This window comes from Vitiosangium sp. GDMCC 1.1324 (assembly GCF_003044305.1).
In the GTDB taxonomy this organism is placed as follows: domain Bacteria; phylum Myxococcota; class Myxococcia; order Myxococcales; family Myxococcaceae; genus Archangium.
This window is the reverse complement of the sequence record NZ_PZOX01000002.1, coordinates 746,850-763,640: the sequence shown is the minus strand read 5'-3', so window position 1 is coordinate 763,640 and position 16,791 is coordinate 746,850. Positions and strand designations below refer to the sequence as shown.

At 68.7% G+C, this 16,791-nt stretch carries 10 protein-coding genes; 6 read left to right on the top strand and 4 right to left on the bottom strand.

All coding sequences use genetic code 11. From position 1 onward, the window contains the following. The first annotated feature begins 43 nt into the window (after nucleotides 1-43). The 6 genes from DAT35_RS07560 to DAT35_RS07525 all read left to right on the top strand — a co-directional run bounded on the left by DAT35_RS07560 (nucleotide 44) and on the right by DAT35_RS07525 (nucleotide 9,710). On the top strand, nucleotides 44-4,216 hold the full coding sequence (locus DAT35_RS07560; protein WP_108066205.1) for a protein kinase: 4,173 nt from the start codon (nucleotides 44-46) through the stop codon (nucleotides 4,214-4,216). A 465-nt stretch (nucleotides 4,217-4,681) separates the two neighbouring features. Next, a complete protein-coding gene (locus DAT35_RS58830) occupies nucleotides 4,682-5,812 on the top strand; it encodes a hypothetical protein (RefSeq protein ID WP_158501592.1) in 1,131 nt (376 codons plus the stop codon). Between the two features lie 473 nt (nucleotides 5,813-6,285). Continuing rightward, nucleotides 6,286-6,558, top strand: coding sequence for a hypothetical protein (locus DAT35_RS58005; protein WP_146209611.1), 273 nt, complete (start codon nucleotides 6,286-6,288; stop codon nucleotides 6,556-6,558). A gap of 203 nt (nucleotides 6,559-6,761) precedes the next feature. Beyond that, complete coding sequence (locus DAT35_RS07535; protein WP_108066200.1) at nucleotides 6,762-7,754, top strand: glutathione S-transferase family protein; 993 nt, start codon at nucleotides 6,762-6,764, stop codon at nucleotides 7,752-7,754. 63 nt (nucleotides 7,755-7,817) lie between these two features. After that, nucleotides 7,818-8,825, top strand: coding sequence for an alpha/beta hydrolase (locus DAT35_RS07530; RefSeq protein ID WP_108066199.1), 1,008 nt, complete (start codon nucleotides 7,818-7,820; stop codon nucleotides 8,823-8,825). A 243-nt stretch (nucleotides 8,826-9,068) separates the two neighbouring features. After that, nucleotides 9,069-9,710: a hypothetical protein gene (locus DAT35_RS07525; protein WP_146209610.1), complete on the top strand. Its 642-nt coding sequence runs from the start codon at nucleotides 9,069-9,071 to the stop codon at nucleotides 9,708-9,710. A gap of 42 nt (nucleotides 9,711-9,752) precedes the next feature. Here the strand turns inward: DAT35_RS07525 and DAT35_RS07520 are convergent, their stop codons facing one another. From DAT35_RS07520 to DAT35_RS07505, 4 genes are all read right to left on the bottom strand, one after another. Next, nucleotides 9,753-12,464 (bottom strand): AsmA family protein, encoded by a 2,712-nt coding sequence (locus DAT35_RS07520; protein WP_108066197.1) that lies wholly within the window; start codon nucleotides 12,462-12,464, stop codon nucleotides 9,753-9,755. A 287-nt stretch (nucleotides 12,465-12,751) separates the two neighbouring features. Further along, nucleotides 12,752-13,297: a hypothetical protein gene (locus DAT35_RS07515; RefSeq protein ID WP_146209609.1), complete on the bottom strand. Its 546-nt coding sequence runs from the start codon at nucleotides 13,295-13,297 to the stop codon at nucleotides 12,752-12,754. A gap of 125 nt (nucleotides 13,298-13,422) precedes the next feature. Further along, on the bottom strand, nucleotides 13,423-15,078 hold the full coding sequence (locus DAT35_RS07510; RefSeq protein ID WP_146209608.1) for a hypothetical protein: 1,656 nt from the start codon (nucleotides 15,076-15,078) through the stop codon (nucleotides 13,423-13,425). A gap of 106 nt (nucleotides 15,079-15,184) precedes the next feature. Then, entirely contained in the window at nucleotides 15,185-16,789 is a 1,605-nt protein-coding gene (locus DAT35_RS07505) for a hypothetical protein (protein WP_108066194.1), read from the bottom strand. Between the last annotated feature and the right edge of the window lie 2 nt (nucleotides 16,790-16,791).

Sequence of the window (16,791 nt, the reverse complement as noted above, 5' to 3'; positions counted from 1 at the left end):
GCTCCATCCCTGAGGCGGGGAGGGCCACGACGAGGGAGCGGGGATGCGCGAGGATGCCCATGAGGTGAGCGCGGAGCCTGGGTCCTGGGACTTGTTCATGGAGGAGGTGCTCGGGACGGAGCCGTTGCGGGTGCTGCCCATCTCCGGGGAGCGGCTCGGGGGGCGGGATGGCGAGCGGTACGAGATTCTCGAGTGGATGGGCGGTGGCGGGATGGGACAGGTGTTCCGGGCCCGGGACGAGACGCTGCATCGCGAGGTGGCGCTCAAGTTCCTCGTGCCTCGCGTGTGCAGCGAGGAGGTGCTGCGCGAGGCCCGGGCGGTGGCCCGGTTGGACCACGAGAACATCGTCCGCATCTTCGACGTCGCCGAATGGAAGGTCCTCCCCGACATGCCGGGCATCCCGTTCCTGGTGATGGAGTGCCTGGAGGGGGAGTCGCTCGCCGCACTGCTGAAGCGGGGGCGGCTGGACGTCCAGCGCGCGTTGGAGGTGCTGGACGGCATCAGCGTGGGGCTGGCGCACGCGCACGAGCGGGGCCTGGTGCACCGCGATCTCAAGCCAGCCAACGTCTTCCTCACCCGGCAGGGGACGGTGAAGCTGCTGGACTTCGGCGTGTCCCAGCTCATGGCGGCCAGTGCTGGCCCCGCGCGGCGCCTGCCCCTGGCGGGAACGCCGGCCTACATGGCGCCCGAGCAGTGGCGGGGGGAGTCTCAGGACGCTCGCACGGACGTATGGGCGGCGGGGGTTGTGTTGTACGAGATGCTCACCGGCAGGACTCCGTGTCCTGGGAGCCGGCGCGACGAGCAGCAGTCCTGGGCGACCTCCTCCGAACCCGTGCTTCCCGTGCGCACGCGCTACCCGGAGGTCCCTCGGGAGGTGGAGGCGTTGCTGGCCACCGCGCTGGCCAAGGACCCGGCCCGGCGCTTCCGCTCGGCGCTGGAGCTGCGGGAGGAGTTGCTCGAGGTGCGGGCGCGGCTCCGGCCCATGGCCGAGGTACCGCGGAGTGCCATGCCCCAGCGTCGGCAGGTGACACTGGTCGCGGTCGCGCTCGCGGTGCGCACCGGGAGGGATGCTCCGCTGGACGCCGACGAAATGGTCGAGCTGGAGGCTGCCTTCCACGAGACCTGCGCGGAGGTCATCGAGCGGCATGGAGGCTGCGTGGCCTTGGCCATCGGGGGCGAGGTGCTTGCGTGCTTCGGCTGGCTCCAGGGGCGGGAGGATGACGCGGAGCGCGCGGTGCGGGCGGGGTTCCAGCTCACCCAGGGCCTGGGAGAGTCGCTGCGCCGCCGGCTGCCGCATCGGGTCCTCTCCGAGCTGTCCGGGCGGGGCGGCATCCACACGGAATTGATGGCGGTGGGGGGGCATGGGTCGGACTCGCGCGGAGGTTCGCTGTTCCTCCTGGGCGAGGCCCCCAAGGTGGCCGCGTGGCTCGCGCGGCAGGCCGAGCCCGGGAGCGTGGTGATGGACGATGCGCCGTGGAAGCTGGTGCGCGGTGCCTTCCACACGGAGTCGCTCGGGTCCCGCACCTTCGAGGGGCTTTCCGGGAGCATGTGCCTGGAATCCCATCGTGTGCTGCGCGAGCGCGAGAGTGGCTCCCGGTTCGAGCGGACGCTGGTGACCGGACGTCTCTCGCCGCTGGTGGGGCGCGAGCGCGAGTTGGAGCGGCTCCTCTCTCTCTGGGAGCGGGCTCGAGGCGGGCAGGGAGCCTTCGTCCTGATGAGTGGCGAGGCGGGCATTGGCAAGTCCCGTCTCCTCCAGGAGTTGTGCGAGCGGGTGGCTTCGGAGCCGGCCCTGCGGCTCCGGGTCCAGTGCTGGTTCCGGTTCAGTACCCAGGCCGTGCATCCGGCGGTGGCGCTGCTGCGGGACGTGGTCCGCTTCCTCCCGGAACAGACCCCTTCCCAGCGTCTGCGGGTATTGAAGGCACAGCTCCGGGAGATGGGGCTGTCCCTGGAGGACATGCACCTGATGGGGCTGCTCCTGTCCCTGCCCATCCCGGAAGACTCACCGGTGTTCCAGCTCACGCACGAGCAGCGCAAGGAGCGAATCTTCGAGACGCTGGCGCGCATCCTCCTGCACAGGGCCCGGCATGAGGCGCCGGTGCTCCTGATCGTCGAGGACCTGCACTGGGCCGACTCCACCCACCTGGAGTTCCTGGGCTTCCTCCTGGAGCGCGTGGGGAAGGCGAGGTTCCTCGTCGCCCTGAGCGCCCGCCCGGAGTTCCTACCGGACTGGGGGCGATGGCCCTGGTTCCACACGCTCGCGTTGGAGCGGCTGCCGGCCGGACTCGCCGCGGCGCTGGTGAAGGAGGTGGCCGGGGGCCGTGAGCTGCCGGAGGCGCTGCTCCAGCGGCTGGTGCACAGGACGGATGGCATCCCGCTCTTCATCGAGGAGATGACGTGCATGGTGCTGGAGGGGGGGGCGGCGTCCATCCCGGTCACCCTGCGGGAGTTGTTGTTGGCGAGGTTGGACCTGCTGCCGTCGCGCCAGAAGGCGCTGGCGCAGCTGTGCGCGGTGTTGGGGCGTGACTTCCCGCGCGTCCTCATCTCCGCGCTGATGGACGTGGAGGACGCGGTGCTGGAGCGGGAGCTCGCCGGCCTGGTGGAGGCGGGGCTGCTACAGGAGGACACGGGGGCCACGTGGGGACCCGGGTACCTGTTCCGGCACGCGCTCATCCAGGAGGCGGCGTATCAGTCCCTGCCGCGCGGTGAGCGGAGGCGGCACCACGGGCGTATCGCGCGGGTGCTGGAGGAACGCTTCGCAGAGCGGGTGGCGTCGAAGCCGGAGATTCTCGCGCAACACCATACGGAAGCGGGGCAGGCCGAGCCGGCCATCCGCTACTGGCTCCTGGCCGGGCAGCTCGCCAACCACCGCTCGTCCATGCAGGAAGCGGTGAGTCATCTCACTGCGGCGTTGAAGCTCCTGCCTGGATTGAAGGATGCCCGCCAGCGCCTCGGCGCGGAGTTGCAGCTCTCGAGCGTCCTGAGCATTCCGACTGCCCACCTGCATGGCTATGGCTCGCCCGAGATGGAGCGACTCTCCTCCCGGATGCGCGAGCTCTTCTCCCAGGTGGGAGAGGAGCAGCCGCAAGCGGAGCTGTGCTCCCTGGGGATGTTCGTCTACTTCTACGCGCGGGTGGAGCTCGAGCGGATGTTCGAGCTGGCGGGGATGCTCGTGAGCCTGGGCATGCGGCAGCACAGTCCGGAACTGCGCTCCGTGGGCCACCGGATGATGGCCATCAGCCTCTTGACGGCGGGCCGGGTGCGGGCCGCTGGAGAGCACGTCGAGCGGGCGGTGGCCACCATGCCCCTGGAGTCCGAACACCCGCGGCGATTGGCCCTTCGACATGGCCTCGAGCCGAGAACGGCGGCGCTGGCCCTCTCCTCTGCGATCTGCTCCCTGCTCGGCCAGCCCGGGAGGGCCATGGGGTATGGCCGGGAGGCACTGGCGCTGGCCGAGCGCGTGGATCATCCCCAGACCACGGCCTATGTGCTGTCGTATGCGTCCCTGTCCTGTCAGATTCGTGGCGAGGTCCAGGAGGCGCTGAAGTGGGCGGAGCAGCTCATCGCGCTCTGCCACGAATCCGACCATGGGCTGTGGATGTCCTGGCCGACGCTCATCCGGGGATGGTGTCTGGCCAGGCTGGGGCGACCTCGTGAGGGGCTCGCCCTCATCCAGCAGGCGAGCAGGCGCGAGTGGAGTCGGGGGCTTCGTGTCGGAGTCCCCTATCGCTGCCTCCTGCTCGCGAGCATCCACCTCGAGCAGGGGCACATCCAGGAGGGATTGAACGTGGTGAACGAGGCCCTGGGCTTCGGGGAGGCCACGGGGGAGCGCAGCTGCGAGGCGGAGCTGCACCGCCTTCACGGAGAGCTGTTGTGGGCAGCGAGGAGGGAGCGCGAGGCGAAGTCCTGCTTCATCCGCGCCATCGCGGTCGCCCGCAGGCAGGGAGCGGGACTCTTCGAGCTGCGCGCGACGGTGAGCCTGTGCCGTCTGCTGCGGGACGAGGGAGGGATGGAGGAAGCCTGTCGCCTCCTGGCGCGAGCCTGTGCCCGGTTCGACGCGGACGTCGACATGCTCGACCTTCGGGAGGCGAGAACCCTGCTGGACGAGTTCACGGTGGAGCTGCGCACGACCGAGAGCCTGTGCCGCCAGCTGCGGGAGATGGGGAGTGCGGAGGAGGCTCGGCGACTGCTGAAGGAGCTTCCTGGCCGCTTGGAGTGAGACGGTGAGCCTGTGCCGTCTGCTGCGGGACATGGGTCGTCCGGAGGAGTCGCGGCGGATGCTGGAGCGGGCGTGTGCCCGGCTCGCTGCGGGCGGTGAGTGCACGGACCTCTAGGAGGCTCGGGCGCTGCTGGCGGAACTCACGGCAGCCACGGTCGCCCTTGGGGAGAGCGCGGAGTTACACACTCACCACCGTTGCTGGGCCTGCTGCCATTGACCTCTCACATCCTTCTGGACTCCACGCCGGTCTTGCATCGTTGCTTCATGCGACCCACCGTGGACTCCGCGCACGTTCCTCGAACCACGCCCCTCGTCACACGTCGCCGTTCCACGGTGCGGGGGCTCCATCGGTTGGGTGGGCTTGCACTCGTGTTGTTGCTCACGGGATGTGCCGCGACGCCCTCCCTGGGCGGGCCTCGGTGGTATGGGCAGAAGAGTCCTGTCGCAGCTCAGGATTTCCCTGGCGTGGCACGAGCCGGGCCGCAGGCCGTCGAGGTCGATCTCGAGGTCCCCACGCCTCAACAGGCAGAGGAACTGCGCCAGCTCGGCATCGAATTGCCCCGGGCCTCTCAGTTGGGAGACCCCCGAGCGCATCCGGATTTCGTCGACCTCCGAGTGACGGCCGTGGGCTTTGGCATCACCGCGGGAGGGTATCTCCTCTATTGCGAGGGATTGCCGCTGCCCGTCCTCGTCCCGGAGACCCATGTCGACCTGAGACTCACGAGCGCGGAGCCGCTGAATGCAGCCATCTTCCCGGACCGGGACACAGCCCTCGCGGACGTGGCAGCCAATGCCTCCAGCTCAGGACGCGCGAGGTACGCCTGGTACCGCGGAGCGGGAGGGGCGCTCATCGTTCCCACCCTCATCTCTCCGGCCACGACCCCTCATATCGCCCGGACGATGCTCGAGGTGCGGCAGCACCTGGCGGAGGCGGTCCAGCGCGAACTGAAGGTCCTGTTGTTGGGACTGACGGGAACCAAGGTCCTGCAGGGAGTGTTCTCGCGCGTGGTTCGGGTGGGCTCGGAGCCAGCACTCCGTTCGCTTTCCCGGCAGGAGGGACTCGGGGGCGAAGCTCCGGCGCCGCGACAGCCGGTGTCGCGAGCCACTGAACCCGCTCCGGAACCCGTTCCCGCGCCAGCAGCGCCCGCTCCCGCGCCAGCAGCACCCGCTCCGGTGCCAGCAGCACCCGCGCCATCGCCGGGCCTGGTCCAGGCGCTCGCTGGCAACAACCCGACACGGCTGGTAGTTCCTGGCCCACGTCTGCCTCAGGATGTCGCAGTCAGCCCGAAAGTGCCTGGGGAACTGTCGACGAAACGGCCAATTGGCTCCAGCCCCACCCAGAATGCGCAGGTCCAGGCGGACATCGAATACCTGCAGGACATAGGTGCCAGGAACATTCGGGTGAATCAGCAGCAGCTCAAGCTGGACAACGGCCAGCGCGTAGGAACCAATCGACCGGACCTGCAGTTCGACTATAACGGCCGCCGCTACCATGTGGAGTACGACACGCCCACGTCGGGCCGTGGCCCTGGCCACCAGTCGCGCACCACGTCCAACGACCCGGATGCGGAGACCCTCCTCCTCATTGTGCCCTGACGGGCAAGGCTCACCCGATGACTGAGAATATGAAGGGACTGCTCCTGGATGACCGCTGGGCGCCTGTCACTTCGACGATGGGATTCCTGGAGACCGCTGCGGAGCACGCTGCCCGCGCCTTCGCGGCATGGCAGGGAAGGCTGATGGCGCCCCGTGGCATCTCCGTGGAGGTGCGCCCCGTTTCGGGCACCCTGGAGCAGGCCCTCTCCAGTCTGCTGCCCTTGACTGGTGGGGAGACGCGGCGGGACCTCTTCATTCCCACACGCAGCCCCTGGACGGCGTACGTCGACAACGGGTGGACTGGGACCGATGCCGCGAGCCCCATGGCCTACATGGCCAGGACCGTGGGCTGTCGGGGCCTGCGTGTGGTCGCGGTCCCTCACACCTACCGTAAGGGTGAAGGTCGCTATGGAGCCGTGATGCTCGAGGTGTACGGCCCACACCGGACGGACTGGCTTAACTACGTGCGGGTCGTGAGTGCATCCAATGACGGGGGCCACTGGGTCTTCGACCAGTCCGGTGAGCCCTTTCCCTTCGAGAAGCTGGAGCAGTACCAGGCGCGCCGGGTGAGGGACCGGTTCACGTTCGACATGCTCAAGGACTACCTGCGCCACCTGGGGCTGTCGCCCTTCGAGGAGGACTTCTACCTGCCGGAGGGCGCACCCGCGTGGCTGGTGGAGAAGACAGGTCCGGTCGTCGCCACGCATGCGGAGTACACCCTGGCCCAGGCCCGGGAGCGCCTCTGACGCACGTCCCCTGGGTGCGCTCCTCGAGCGCATCAGGGCGTTCTACCAGGCAGCCTGTCAGCCGAGCCCGTGATTACCCGGTGCGCTCGGCGCGAGGGGGGCCAACCGGGCGGGTTCGCACCAGTCCATCCGCAAGCCCAGGTGGTTGTCCTCCGAGCGCGGCATGCGGAGTGTTCACCCATTGGAGGTGAGCTCTCTTGGGAATGCTGGTGGACGGAGAGTGGCGTACGGACTGGTACGCCCCGGACGAGGCCGGACGCTTCGTGCGTCCGCGAACGCGCTTCCATGACAGGGTCTCCGCGAGCGGTGAAGGGCTCTTCCCGGCGGAAGCGGGCCGCTACCATCTCTATGTGTCCTATGCCTGTCCGTGGGCGTCGCGCACGCTGCTCATTCGCAAGCTGAAGGGACTGGAGAAGGCGGTGGGCCTCACGGTGGTGGACCCGCGCATGGGGCGCAACGGGTGGGGCTTCGGAGGCTATCCGCGCTCGGACGAGGACAAGCTCAACGGGGCGCGCTACCTGCGGGATGTCTACCTGCGGGCGGATCCGCACTACTCGGGGCGGGTGACGGTGCCCATCCTGTGGGACGCGAAGGAGCGGACCATCGTCAACAACGAGTCGCGCGAGCTCCTGCGGATGCTGGACACCGAGTTCGACGCGTTCGCCGAGCACCCGGTGACGCTCTGGCCCGAGGAACTGCACGCAGAGGTGGACGAGACGATCGACGCGCTCTACGAGCCGGTGAACAATGGCGTGTACAAGGCGGGCTTCGCGACGAGCCAGGGTGCCTACGAGCTGGCGTGCCGCGAGCTGTTCACCGCGCTGGAGTATTGGGAGCAGGTGCTCGACCGGCGGCGCTATCTGTGCGGAGACGTGCTCACCGAGGCGGACCTCTGCTTCTACACGACGCTGGTGCGCTTCGACCTCGTCTACTACGCGCATTTCAAGTGCAACCTGTCGCGGCTGCAGGACTACCCCAACCTGTGGAACTACCTGCTGGACCTGTACCAGACGCCGGGCTTCGCGGAGACGACCAACGTCGACCACATCAAGGTGCACTACTACTGGAGCCAGGACTCGGTGAATCCCTCGCGCATCGTGCCGATGGGGCCGCAGATGGACCTGCTCGCACCGCACGACCGTGACCGGCTGGGCCCTCGCATGCTGGCCCCCGCTCCGGGCATCACGCGGCACTGAGTCCCGCCTCCTTCCTCCCGCTCCTCCTCCTGGTGCACAGTGCGAGCACCAGGGGGAACGCACATGGGACTCTTCACCCTCCTGCCGGCGTTGATCGGCACGGGCATCACCACGGGCATCCGGCGCGCGAAGCGGGGGCCACTGCGGCCCGGGTGGAGCTTCAAGTTCGAGGCCACCGTGGCCTTCATGAAGGCCACCAACGAGCGCATCATCCATCTCGACGCGGTTACACAGCGCGCGGAGATGGAGGCGATGACTCTGCCCTCGCGAGCGCTCGAGCGCGTGCGCCGCGAGCAGGTGTCCGCGGGTGGAGTCCCCGCCGAATGGTTCATCCCCCGCGAGGGCGCCAGCGGCGGCGTGGTGCTGTACCTGCACGGTGGCTCCTACGTCTTCGGCTCCACGCGCACGCATGGGGATCTCATCGCGCGCATCGCGCTCGGCACGGGGGCGAAGGTGTTGGGCCTCAACTACCGGCTGGCACCCGAGCACCCCTTCCCCGCGCCGGTGGAGGACACGCTGGCCGCATACCGCTGGCTGCTGTCCACCGGGGTCCGGCCGGAGCAGGTGGTGTTCTCGGGGGACTCGGCGGGTGGAGGACTGGCCATCGCGGCGCTGGTGGCCCTGCGTGACGAGGGCACGCCGCTACCGGCGGGGGCCGTGGTCATCGCGCCCTGGGTGGACCTCGAATGCCGCGGTGAGAGCGTCGAGCGCAACGCCCGCTACGACTGGGGCGACAGAGCCATGCTGCTGCATTGGGCGAAGTGGTACCTTGGCACCGCCGACGCGAGGGCGCCGCTCGCCTCGCCGCTCCACGCGGACCTGAGTGGGCTGCCTCCGCTGTTCGTCCACGTGGGCAGCGCGGAGCTGCAGCACGACGACGGAGTCCGCATCACCGAGAAGGCACGTGCCGCCGGGGTGGAGGTGCACCTGGAGGTGTGGCCGGAGATGGTCCACAACTTCCAGACCTTCGGCGAGGGCTTCCCCGAGGCCGTGCGCGGCACCGCGAAGCTCTGCGAGCACATCCAGGGCCTCCTCGGGAAGGCGGAGCCACGGCAGTCCTCCCTGGCCTGAAGGGACGGTGGAGGCCCGTCGGTAGCCCGCGATGTCCTGAACCGGGCGTGCACAGTGTTGGTTCCCCGACACTGAGTACCCCCTGTGTCCGGGAGTGAACGGGAGGGATTGCCGGGAATACAAGTGTTACGGATATACCTGCGTCCTACATGGGAGGGCCGGGTGGGTAGGTCCCCGGGGAAGCACGAGGGCTGGGGGCCTCTCGTTGGTTTCCGAGTACGCGCCCCGTCTGGGAGCAACATCATGGCCCGGCATCGAAGCAGACGCACTCCCCGACCGGACACGCGAGTCTCCGGACTGTTCCTCCAATTGCTCACGACCGAGTGGACGAAGGAGTCACGGGGAGGCCCGGGGGCGCAGCAGCGCAATGCCACGCCCATGGCCCTGGTGCTCCCGGACGCGTGGAGCAACGCGGGGGACGCGGCCTTCCTGCTGCACCACGTGTACTTCTCCGAGCAGCGGCGGTTCCTGCCCCGGGAATGGACGGAGGTGCGCAAGGGCAGGACGCACGCCGAGCTGGAGGCCTTCCGTGTCGAGCGTTCGGACGAGGGAGTCCGGGTGCTGTTGGACTACGGCCAGATGGGGATGCCGGGGCGGCTCGAGTGGAGCGGTCTGTCGCGGGGCGAGAAGCACGAGGAGCTGTTCCGCCTGGCCCCGGGCGAGTGGGGGCGCTGCGTGTACAACGAGCGCATCTCGTACTGGGACACGGGGCACTGGGGCTACTGCAAGCACGTGCTCAACGTGGGCCTGCTGTGCGACGAGCCGCTGGACGTGTTCCTCCAGGGCTCGCCGAAGACCGAGGCCATCCGGCAGTTCCTGCTGCGGCAACGCGGGCCCGTGGCTCCGGGAGTGCACACCACGCGCCTCTCCCCCGCGGCTTCGTGATCCAAGCCCAGGGGGAGACGCGGAGGCGGGCTCCCTCACCGGTCAGCGGCCGAAGAGACCCTTGAGGCGCTTCTTCGCCTCCTCTTCGGCCTTCTTGCGCGCGGCCTCTGCTTCCTGCTTCGCCCGCTCCTCGGCTTCCTTCCGGCGCTTGTCCGCCTCGGCCTGCGCGGCCTGCTTCGCCGCGTCCGTGCCGCCGTTGATGATCTTCCCCACCTCCTTGCCCTTCTCGCCCAGCAGCTCCGTCGCCGCGCTCGACGCCGCCATCTTCGCGAGCGCCAGCGCCGCCGGCTTCACATCCAGCCCCGTCACTTCCGGGCTCCACGCCTTGCCCGTCAGCTTCAGCGCCAGCGGGAGGGGCTCGGTCGGCTTCACCCGGCCCAGGGTGATCTTCTGGATGAGCGGCGGCCCGAGGTTCACCGTCCCCGCCAGGTCCAGCGTCCCGTCCAGCCGGATGCCACCATCGAAGCTCATCGCCGCCTCCGGCCGCGTCCAGGTGATCGGCTTGGAGAGCTGTGCCACGCCATTCTTGATGGTCAGTCCGAACGGCAGCTGATCCGCCAGCCGCGTCATGCCCTCACTGTCCAGCGCCTTGCCCGTGAACGGCAGCGCCTTCACCAGCGGCCCGGACACCGCCGCCGGGATGTCCATGCCGGAGAACACGCCGCCCAGCAGGTTGCCCTGGATGGCTCCGGCGAGCCGCTCCTGCAGGCTCTTCGTCTCGTAGCCCACGCCCGACAGGTTCATCTGGCCGTCGAACTTCCCCTCCAGCACCTTGCGCGGCACCCGCTTGGACAGCGCCTGCGCCACGTCCATGCCGCGCACCTCCGCCTTCAGCTCGAAGGGCCGCTGCGATGACTCGGGCCCCAGCCGCACCGAGCTCCCTCCCGCCGACACCGTGCCGCCGTACACGCCCGTGGTGAAGCGCTCCACCGTGACGAGGTCGTCCACCATCTTCAGCTCGGCCACCATGTTGGACAGGTCCATCTCGTTCATCCGCAGCGCGCCGATCTCGAAGAGCATGTCCCCGCGCATGCCGTTGAAGCGATTGGGGTTGTTGGGCTCCTCCTTCTGGGGCTTTTCCTTCTGGGGCGGACTCCCGGTCACGGCCGCGATTTCCTCATCCGTCATCAACAGCTCGTCCACGTTGAGCCGAGGGCTCTTGAGCGCCAGGGAGAACGCCGTCGTCTTCTTCGCGCCCTGGCCCGCCAGCGCCACCGACGCCGTGCCGGACATCGTGGAGTCGAGCAGCGCCACGTTCAGCCGGCTCAGGTCCACCTTCAGGGGCGCCTTGGCGCTCGCGGGCTGGTACGTGCCCGCTGTGTCCACCGTGAAGGTCTGTCCCGGTCGCTTGTCCAGCAGCAGCCCCGGCCGCATGTCCACGCCCGCCAGGTCCGCCTTCGCGTCGAAGCGCAGCGGGCCTCCGCTGGCCGCCGCGCCGGTGAGCCGGGCCGTCAGCCGCATGGGCGTGCCCGCCTCCTTGGCGAGCTGCTCGGGGATGCGCAGCCGCACGGGCGTCAGGTCCACGTCCGCCGTCAGCGCCTGCGCCTGTTGCGTGCCGCCGCCCCGCACCACCAGTCCGATAGGGCCCGACACCTGCTGGGCCAGCGACTTGCGCAGCGGCGGGTAGTACGCGGCCAGCGCGGCCGGGTCCAGGTTCTGGCCCACCAGCTCGAAGTCCTGCACCGAGGGCGTCTCGGTGAGCAGCCCCTTCACCTGGCCCTTGCCGGTGAGCCGGGCCGGGCCGAGCTCCAGCAGCAGCTTCTGCAGCGACAGGTCTCCCGTCTTCATGTCGCCCGTCACGTCGGTGTCCAGCACCACGTCGAGCGCCTTGCCGCCCTCGGCTCCGGTGAAGCGCAGGCCCTGTGCGCGCAGGCCGCCCTGGAGCTTCGTGGGGCCGACGCCGCCGGGCACCGCCGCGCCCAGGTCCATTGTCCAGTCCGCGCGCAGCGTGCCCGCCTGCAGTCCCACCTCCGGGCCGAGGAAGGGCCCCAGCGGCGTGAGGTCGATGGGCTCGGACTTGAGCACCACGCGCTCGGGCACCGGGGTGAGCGAGGCCGGCAGGGGCGCCGTCTGCACGGTGAGGTGGAAGTTCTGCTGCTGCGCAAGCACCGCGGCGTGGAGCACCACCTCCAGCGGCTTGCCCGCGCGCAGGTCCTTCACCTCCACGTCGAGGTCGGAGATGGCCAGCTCGCGCGCCTGCGCCTGGCTGCGGTCGATGAAGCGGATGGTGGCGTCGGTGAGCGCCGCCCGGTCCACGCGCACCGCCGACAGGTCCGTAGGAGGTTTCTGCTCGGCGGGGGGCTCCTCCTCCTTCGGCTGTTGCTGGGCGAGCTTCTCCTGCAGCCGGGTGACATTGGTGGTGCCATCCGGCAGCCGGACGACGTTGACGGTGAGCCCGGAGACCTCGACGTTCTGCACCTGGATGTCCTTGCCGCGCGAGGTCAGCGCGGGCCAGAGCGCCACGGCCACGTCGACCCTCTTCAGCTCGGCGAGGGGCACCTGCTCACCCTCGGCGGCGCCCACCACTACGTTCTCCACCTCGGCGCCCACATGGGGAATGAGCTGCGTGCTGACGCCACCAATCTCCACGGGCCGGCCGAGCGTCTGTGAGAGCTGCGCGGCCTCGGTGCGGGCGCGCTGGAGCAGGAAGGCATCGAGCCGCCACAGGGCGACGGCCACGACAATCACCAGGAACAGGACGATGCCGCCCACGACGTAGGGCCAGCGCTTCTTCTTGGGCTGCTGTTCGGACATCTCTTGGTACCTCCTCCAGGGAGCGGGCCTCGGGGGGTTGCGCGGTGCCCGGGCTGGCAGGCAGGGGAACCCTTAGCCCAGGAGGACTCCTCCCGCACGTTCCTCGTGCACGGGGGCTCGGCACTGGATGTTCAAGATGGCATTCACGGGCTTGGACGGGCAGTGGCTTGCGGATATGCACTCCGGCCCCACGGACCATGCCCGTCCGGCCGCCCCCCGGGCGGCGGGCTCCGTGTGCCATGGGGATCCCGCTCCGCTGGCCCTTCCTTGGGGTGGGAGCTTCTCCCTCAGGCCGACTTCACCTGGGCGAGCCAGTCCTGGTACTGGCCCTCGTCGCCCAGGTTCATGATGAAGTCGAAGCGCCCGGTGACGATCATCTCGACCAGCCGGCGGTCACGGGCGATGAGCTCGGGCACGCTCCCCGGAAACTGGATGCCTCGCATGCCATCGAACAGGATGCCCTGGTCCACCACGAGCATGTCGATGTAGTGGGAGAGAGCGTCGAAGAAGCGATCGACGCTGGATGCGATGGGCAGGACATAGTTCATGTAGCCATCGATGTAGATGACGGGCTGGCGGCCCCGCTCGTCGGCCAGCCTCGGCACCACGGCGTAGTAGTAGGCGAACCCGGGGGGGCCCCCGAAGAAGACAGAGGAGTGCCAGGGCTCCTCCGGGCGTCCAAATCCCTCGGTGTCCAGGACGATTCCGTTGAGTTGATCATTGACCGGGTTGAGGGAGAACTCTCCGTTGAATTCATCCAGGAATCCGAAATCAGCACCGCCAAGGCGCCTGTAGACGGCCGCGAGCACGGGATCGAAGGGATGGCCCGCCACGAGTTCTCCAGCCGAGGGGGGAGAGTGCCCTGGTGGCAGGACTTTCATGGGCAGCCCGTGCTTCCGGTACACCTCCATCAGCCGGTCGAGACCAGGTAGTGGAATATCTGCATTCATGGCCATGCTCATCTCAGGATGAGGTCTACGAGAATCTTCACTTCTTCGAGTGCATCCGCCTCGGCTCTGGCAAGTGCGGATGCGGAGCTACCCGCCTCATATCGTTGGTTGAACCAGCGGCCAAAGTGCCGGTCGATGATGGCTGCCACTTTTCGCACGTCTTCCGCGGTGGCCTTGCCCTTGGCCCGCCGGAAAGACGTCCAGATGTTGTTGATTTTCCCGTGCACGAACTTGTGCACCCCACACAGGTTCTCCCGCGCGTTGATGTTCAACCGCTCGAAGAGATGGGCGTGCTCGAGGGGAATGCGATGATGCACGGGATAAAGCCATCCCCGCTCATCCATCAGGATTTTCGCAAGGTCGGTATGGAACTTCCTGTAGAAATCATTGTGAGCTATCTGCCTGAGTTCCCCACTTGCATAGTCGTCCAGTTTGGTTTCGAGGAGCTTCTCGAAGCGGGCCAAGAGCTTGCGGAGTTGCTCCTTCTCCGCGGTCGAGAGTCCCTGCGTCTGGGCCTTGGTCCACAAGCGATGGAACTGCTCCCGCTCCGCCGGGCGTATCCGGGCGAGGAAGGAGCGGAACCAGGCCACCGTCTCCGCGCCTCCTCGCGCCAGGATGGGCGCCAGCCTGGGGGCTACCGCCTCGAAGAGCACGTGGCCACCCCGCAGCGCGAGGCCACTGATGAACCAGGTGGCGAGGAACTCCGTGCTGGTGACCCCCGCCTGGATGAAGGAGTCCTTCGTCTCCTCCCTCCACTCGCGAAGGATGCGCTCGTAGAGCGCGTAGTGCTCGGCGACGAGGTCGGGTGGGGCCGGCAAGTCCGGGCGTAGCGTCCCGGCCTCCATCACACGCCAACGTGCATGGCGCTCGGCCCGGCGATGCTCCGCCTCCAGAGTCAGCCGGACCGTGCGCGGCCCGATGCCGTGGGTGAAGGGCAGGAGCGCCTGGGTGAGATGCGCGACCAGGTCCGGTGAGGGCTCGCGGGCAGGAGAGCCCCCCTGGGACTCGTAGCGAACGAGCGTTGCCCCGAGAACCCGGTCGTCATCCAACAGGACATCTGCCGATGCAGTGGCACGGCCTCCTTCAGGGACCCGCAGTCCTCGGGTCAGCTGGGCGGCCACGGCATGCGCCTGGGTGAGGGTGTCCGCCGTCACACCCGTGCGCCGCACCGGCAACGTCCTGGCCTCCAGGGGTCTGGAACCCTCCATGGTGGTGAGGGACCGCAGCCCCCAGCCCCTCCGCTCCTGACGCAAGGTGAGAACAACCTCTCCCGTGCGAGCCCCCACGTAGGTGAGAAGGTTGAGCTCGAAGCCCGGGACGAACGAGTCCACCTTCCCCGCGAGGTCCGCTCCTCCGGCACCTCGCTTCCAGGACAGCAGCGTCAGTACACCGTTCTGTGCCCAGAAGCGGAAGGCCAGCTCGGTCCCTGCCGCCTCCACATGGCTGGCCACTCCGCTCATGCCCGACAGGGCCGCCGCGGCCTCGGCCCGGCGTGCGTCTTCGTCCGTCTCCGCGGTGCGCATTTCCCACGGTGGAGGCAGGTCCCTCCTCTCTTCCTCCGCTGGAGGCGCCTCCTCGGCTTCGAGCTCATCCAGTGTTCCTGTAGTCGCGCAGGCCTGGAGCATCAGGGCCAGGAGGCATATCCACCCTGCGGGTCGAGCCATTCCCCGTCTCATGTTGGCGCGAGCCTATCAGGGCTCACGCAGGAGCCGATGATATGCCCATCTTCGCCGTCAGAAGTCCTCTGCTCGACGAGGCCTCGTTGCCACGTCACTTCGCGGGCGCGGGCGCGAGCTTCACGGCCGGTATCCACTGGACGGGTCCGAGGGGCGCCTGCCGCCCCATCTTGTTCCCGGCGCTCAACGTGCGCCCCTGGGTGTCGAGAATCTCGAGGGATTCATCGACCGGGCCGAGGATCCGTCCGGTGCCCAGGTCCACCAGCACGCCCAGGATGGAGACGAAGTTCCCCGCGGCCTCGATTCCATAGCCCTCCGGCGGGAGCGAACCGAGCTCGCGCTGCTCTCCGGTGGCGGTGTCCAGGAACCACAGTGTCTTGGCCTGGCTGGTCTCGGAGGACTGCACCACCAGGACGCGAGTCCCGTCGGTGTAGTGCACCTCCCCTGGTACGGGGACCGGGTGCAGGGTGCGTGTCTCGAGGTCCACCAGGGTCTGCTTCAGCGGGGACGGCGCGCCTCCAGCCGGAGCAGAGGGAGTGACCGGATAGAGCCGGGTGGGCTCGCCGGAGAGGTCTTCCCTTCTGGGCGGCTCGACGGACAACCCGAGCGACTGGTGCACCCGGGCGCCGTGCAGCTCGAGCGCGTTGCCCTGCGCGGTGCAGGCCACCAGGAGCTGCTCGTGCTCGGTGTCCACGTGGATGATGCGGGCTCCGCAGCTCGCGGGGACCCACTCGGTGCGCTGGCCCGAGGCATCCTCGGCGGACAGCTCGCCCTGGGCGCCGCGCTTCAGCAGGAAGTTGCCCACGAGCACGAGCATGTCGTCCGCCGGGACGATCGGACCTCCGTTCACCCGGCGCAGCACGAAGGTGGGCTTGTCCCCGGTGATGCCATACCGGCTATACGAGAGGATGGGACCCCGGCAGCGCCGCGGCGAGAGCGACGTGTTGATCTGGGGCCACGCCAGCTTCCCATCGCCATCGCTGTCCTGTGTGAGCACGCCGAACTTCACCCACCGGCCGTCCGGCTGGAGCACGGCTTGCCCCAGCTCGTCGGGACCGTGCGGAATCTCCTGCCTGCTTCCATCCTCCAGGTGGATGAGGACGGCCGAGGCTTTCTTGTCCGGCCCGTTCAACACCACCTGGAGCAGGCGCTTGCCATCGGGTGAGAAGGACACGGGCAGGGCCGTGCCAGGGGCATTGCTGTCGGGGAAGGCGCCTGGCGCGGCCAGCTCGGTGTCGGTGCGCTTGTACGAGTCGAATAGCCGGAGCGAGCCATCGCGCACGACGACGAGGTAGCGGCCGGTCGGGTCCGCGGTGAGGAAGTCCTCGAAGCGCTCGCCCGCGCCGGGTTCGAGGAACAGGTAGGGCACGAGCTCGTCACCCCGGGTGTCTCCATGCATGCCGTAGAGGACCTCGAGCTTGCCATCGCCATTCGTGTCCTCGCGGGCCTGGCAGGCGACGACCCAGCGCCCATCCCTGGCGGCGGCCTGGAAGACGAAGGGGTGGGGCGTGCCGAAAGGGCCTCCCTCGCGCTGGAGGCCGGTTGGAGGCGCCGCGGGTGACGTGGACGTGGGCTCCGGAGTGGGCGTGAGCGAGGCCTTCTGCGCCGAGCAGGCGGGCAGGAGGAGGGCGGACGCGAGCAGCGCGCGAATGTGCATGGCGGTGGAGGCTGAGGGAGGAGGCACGTCATCCGCAAGCATTG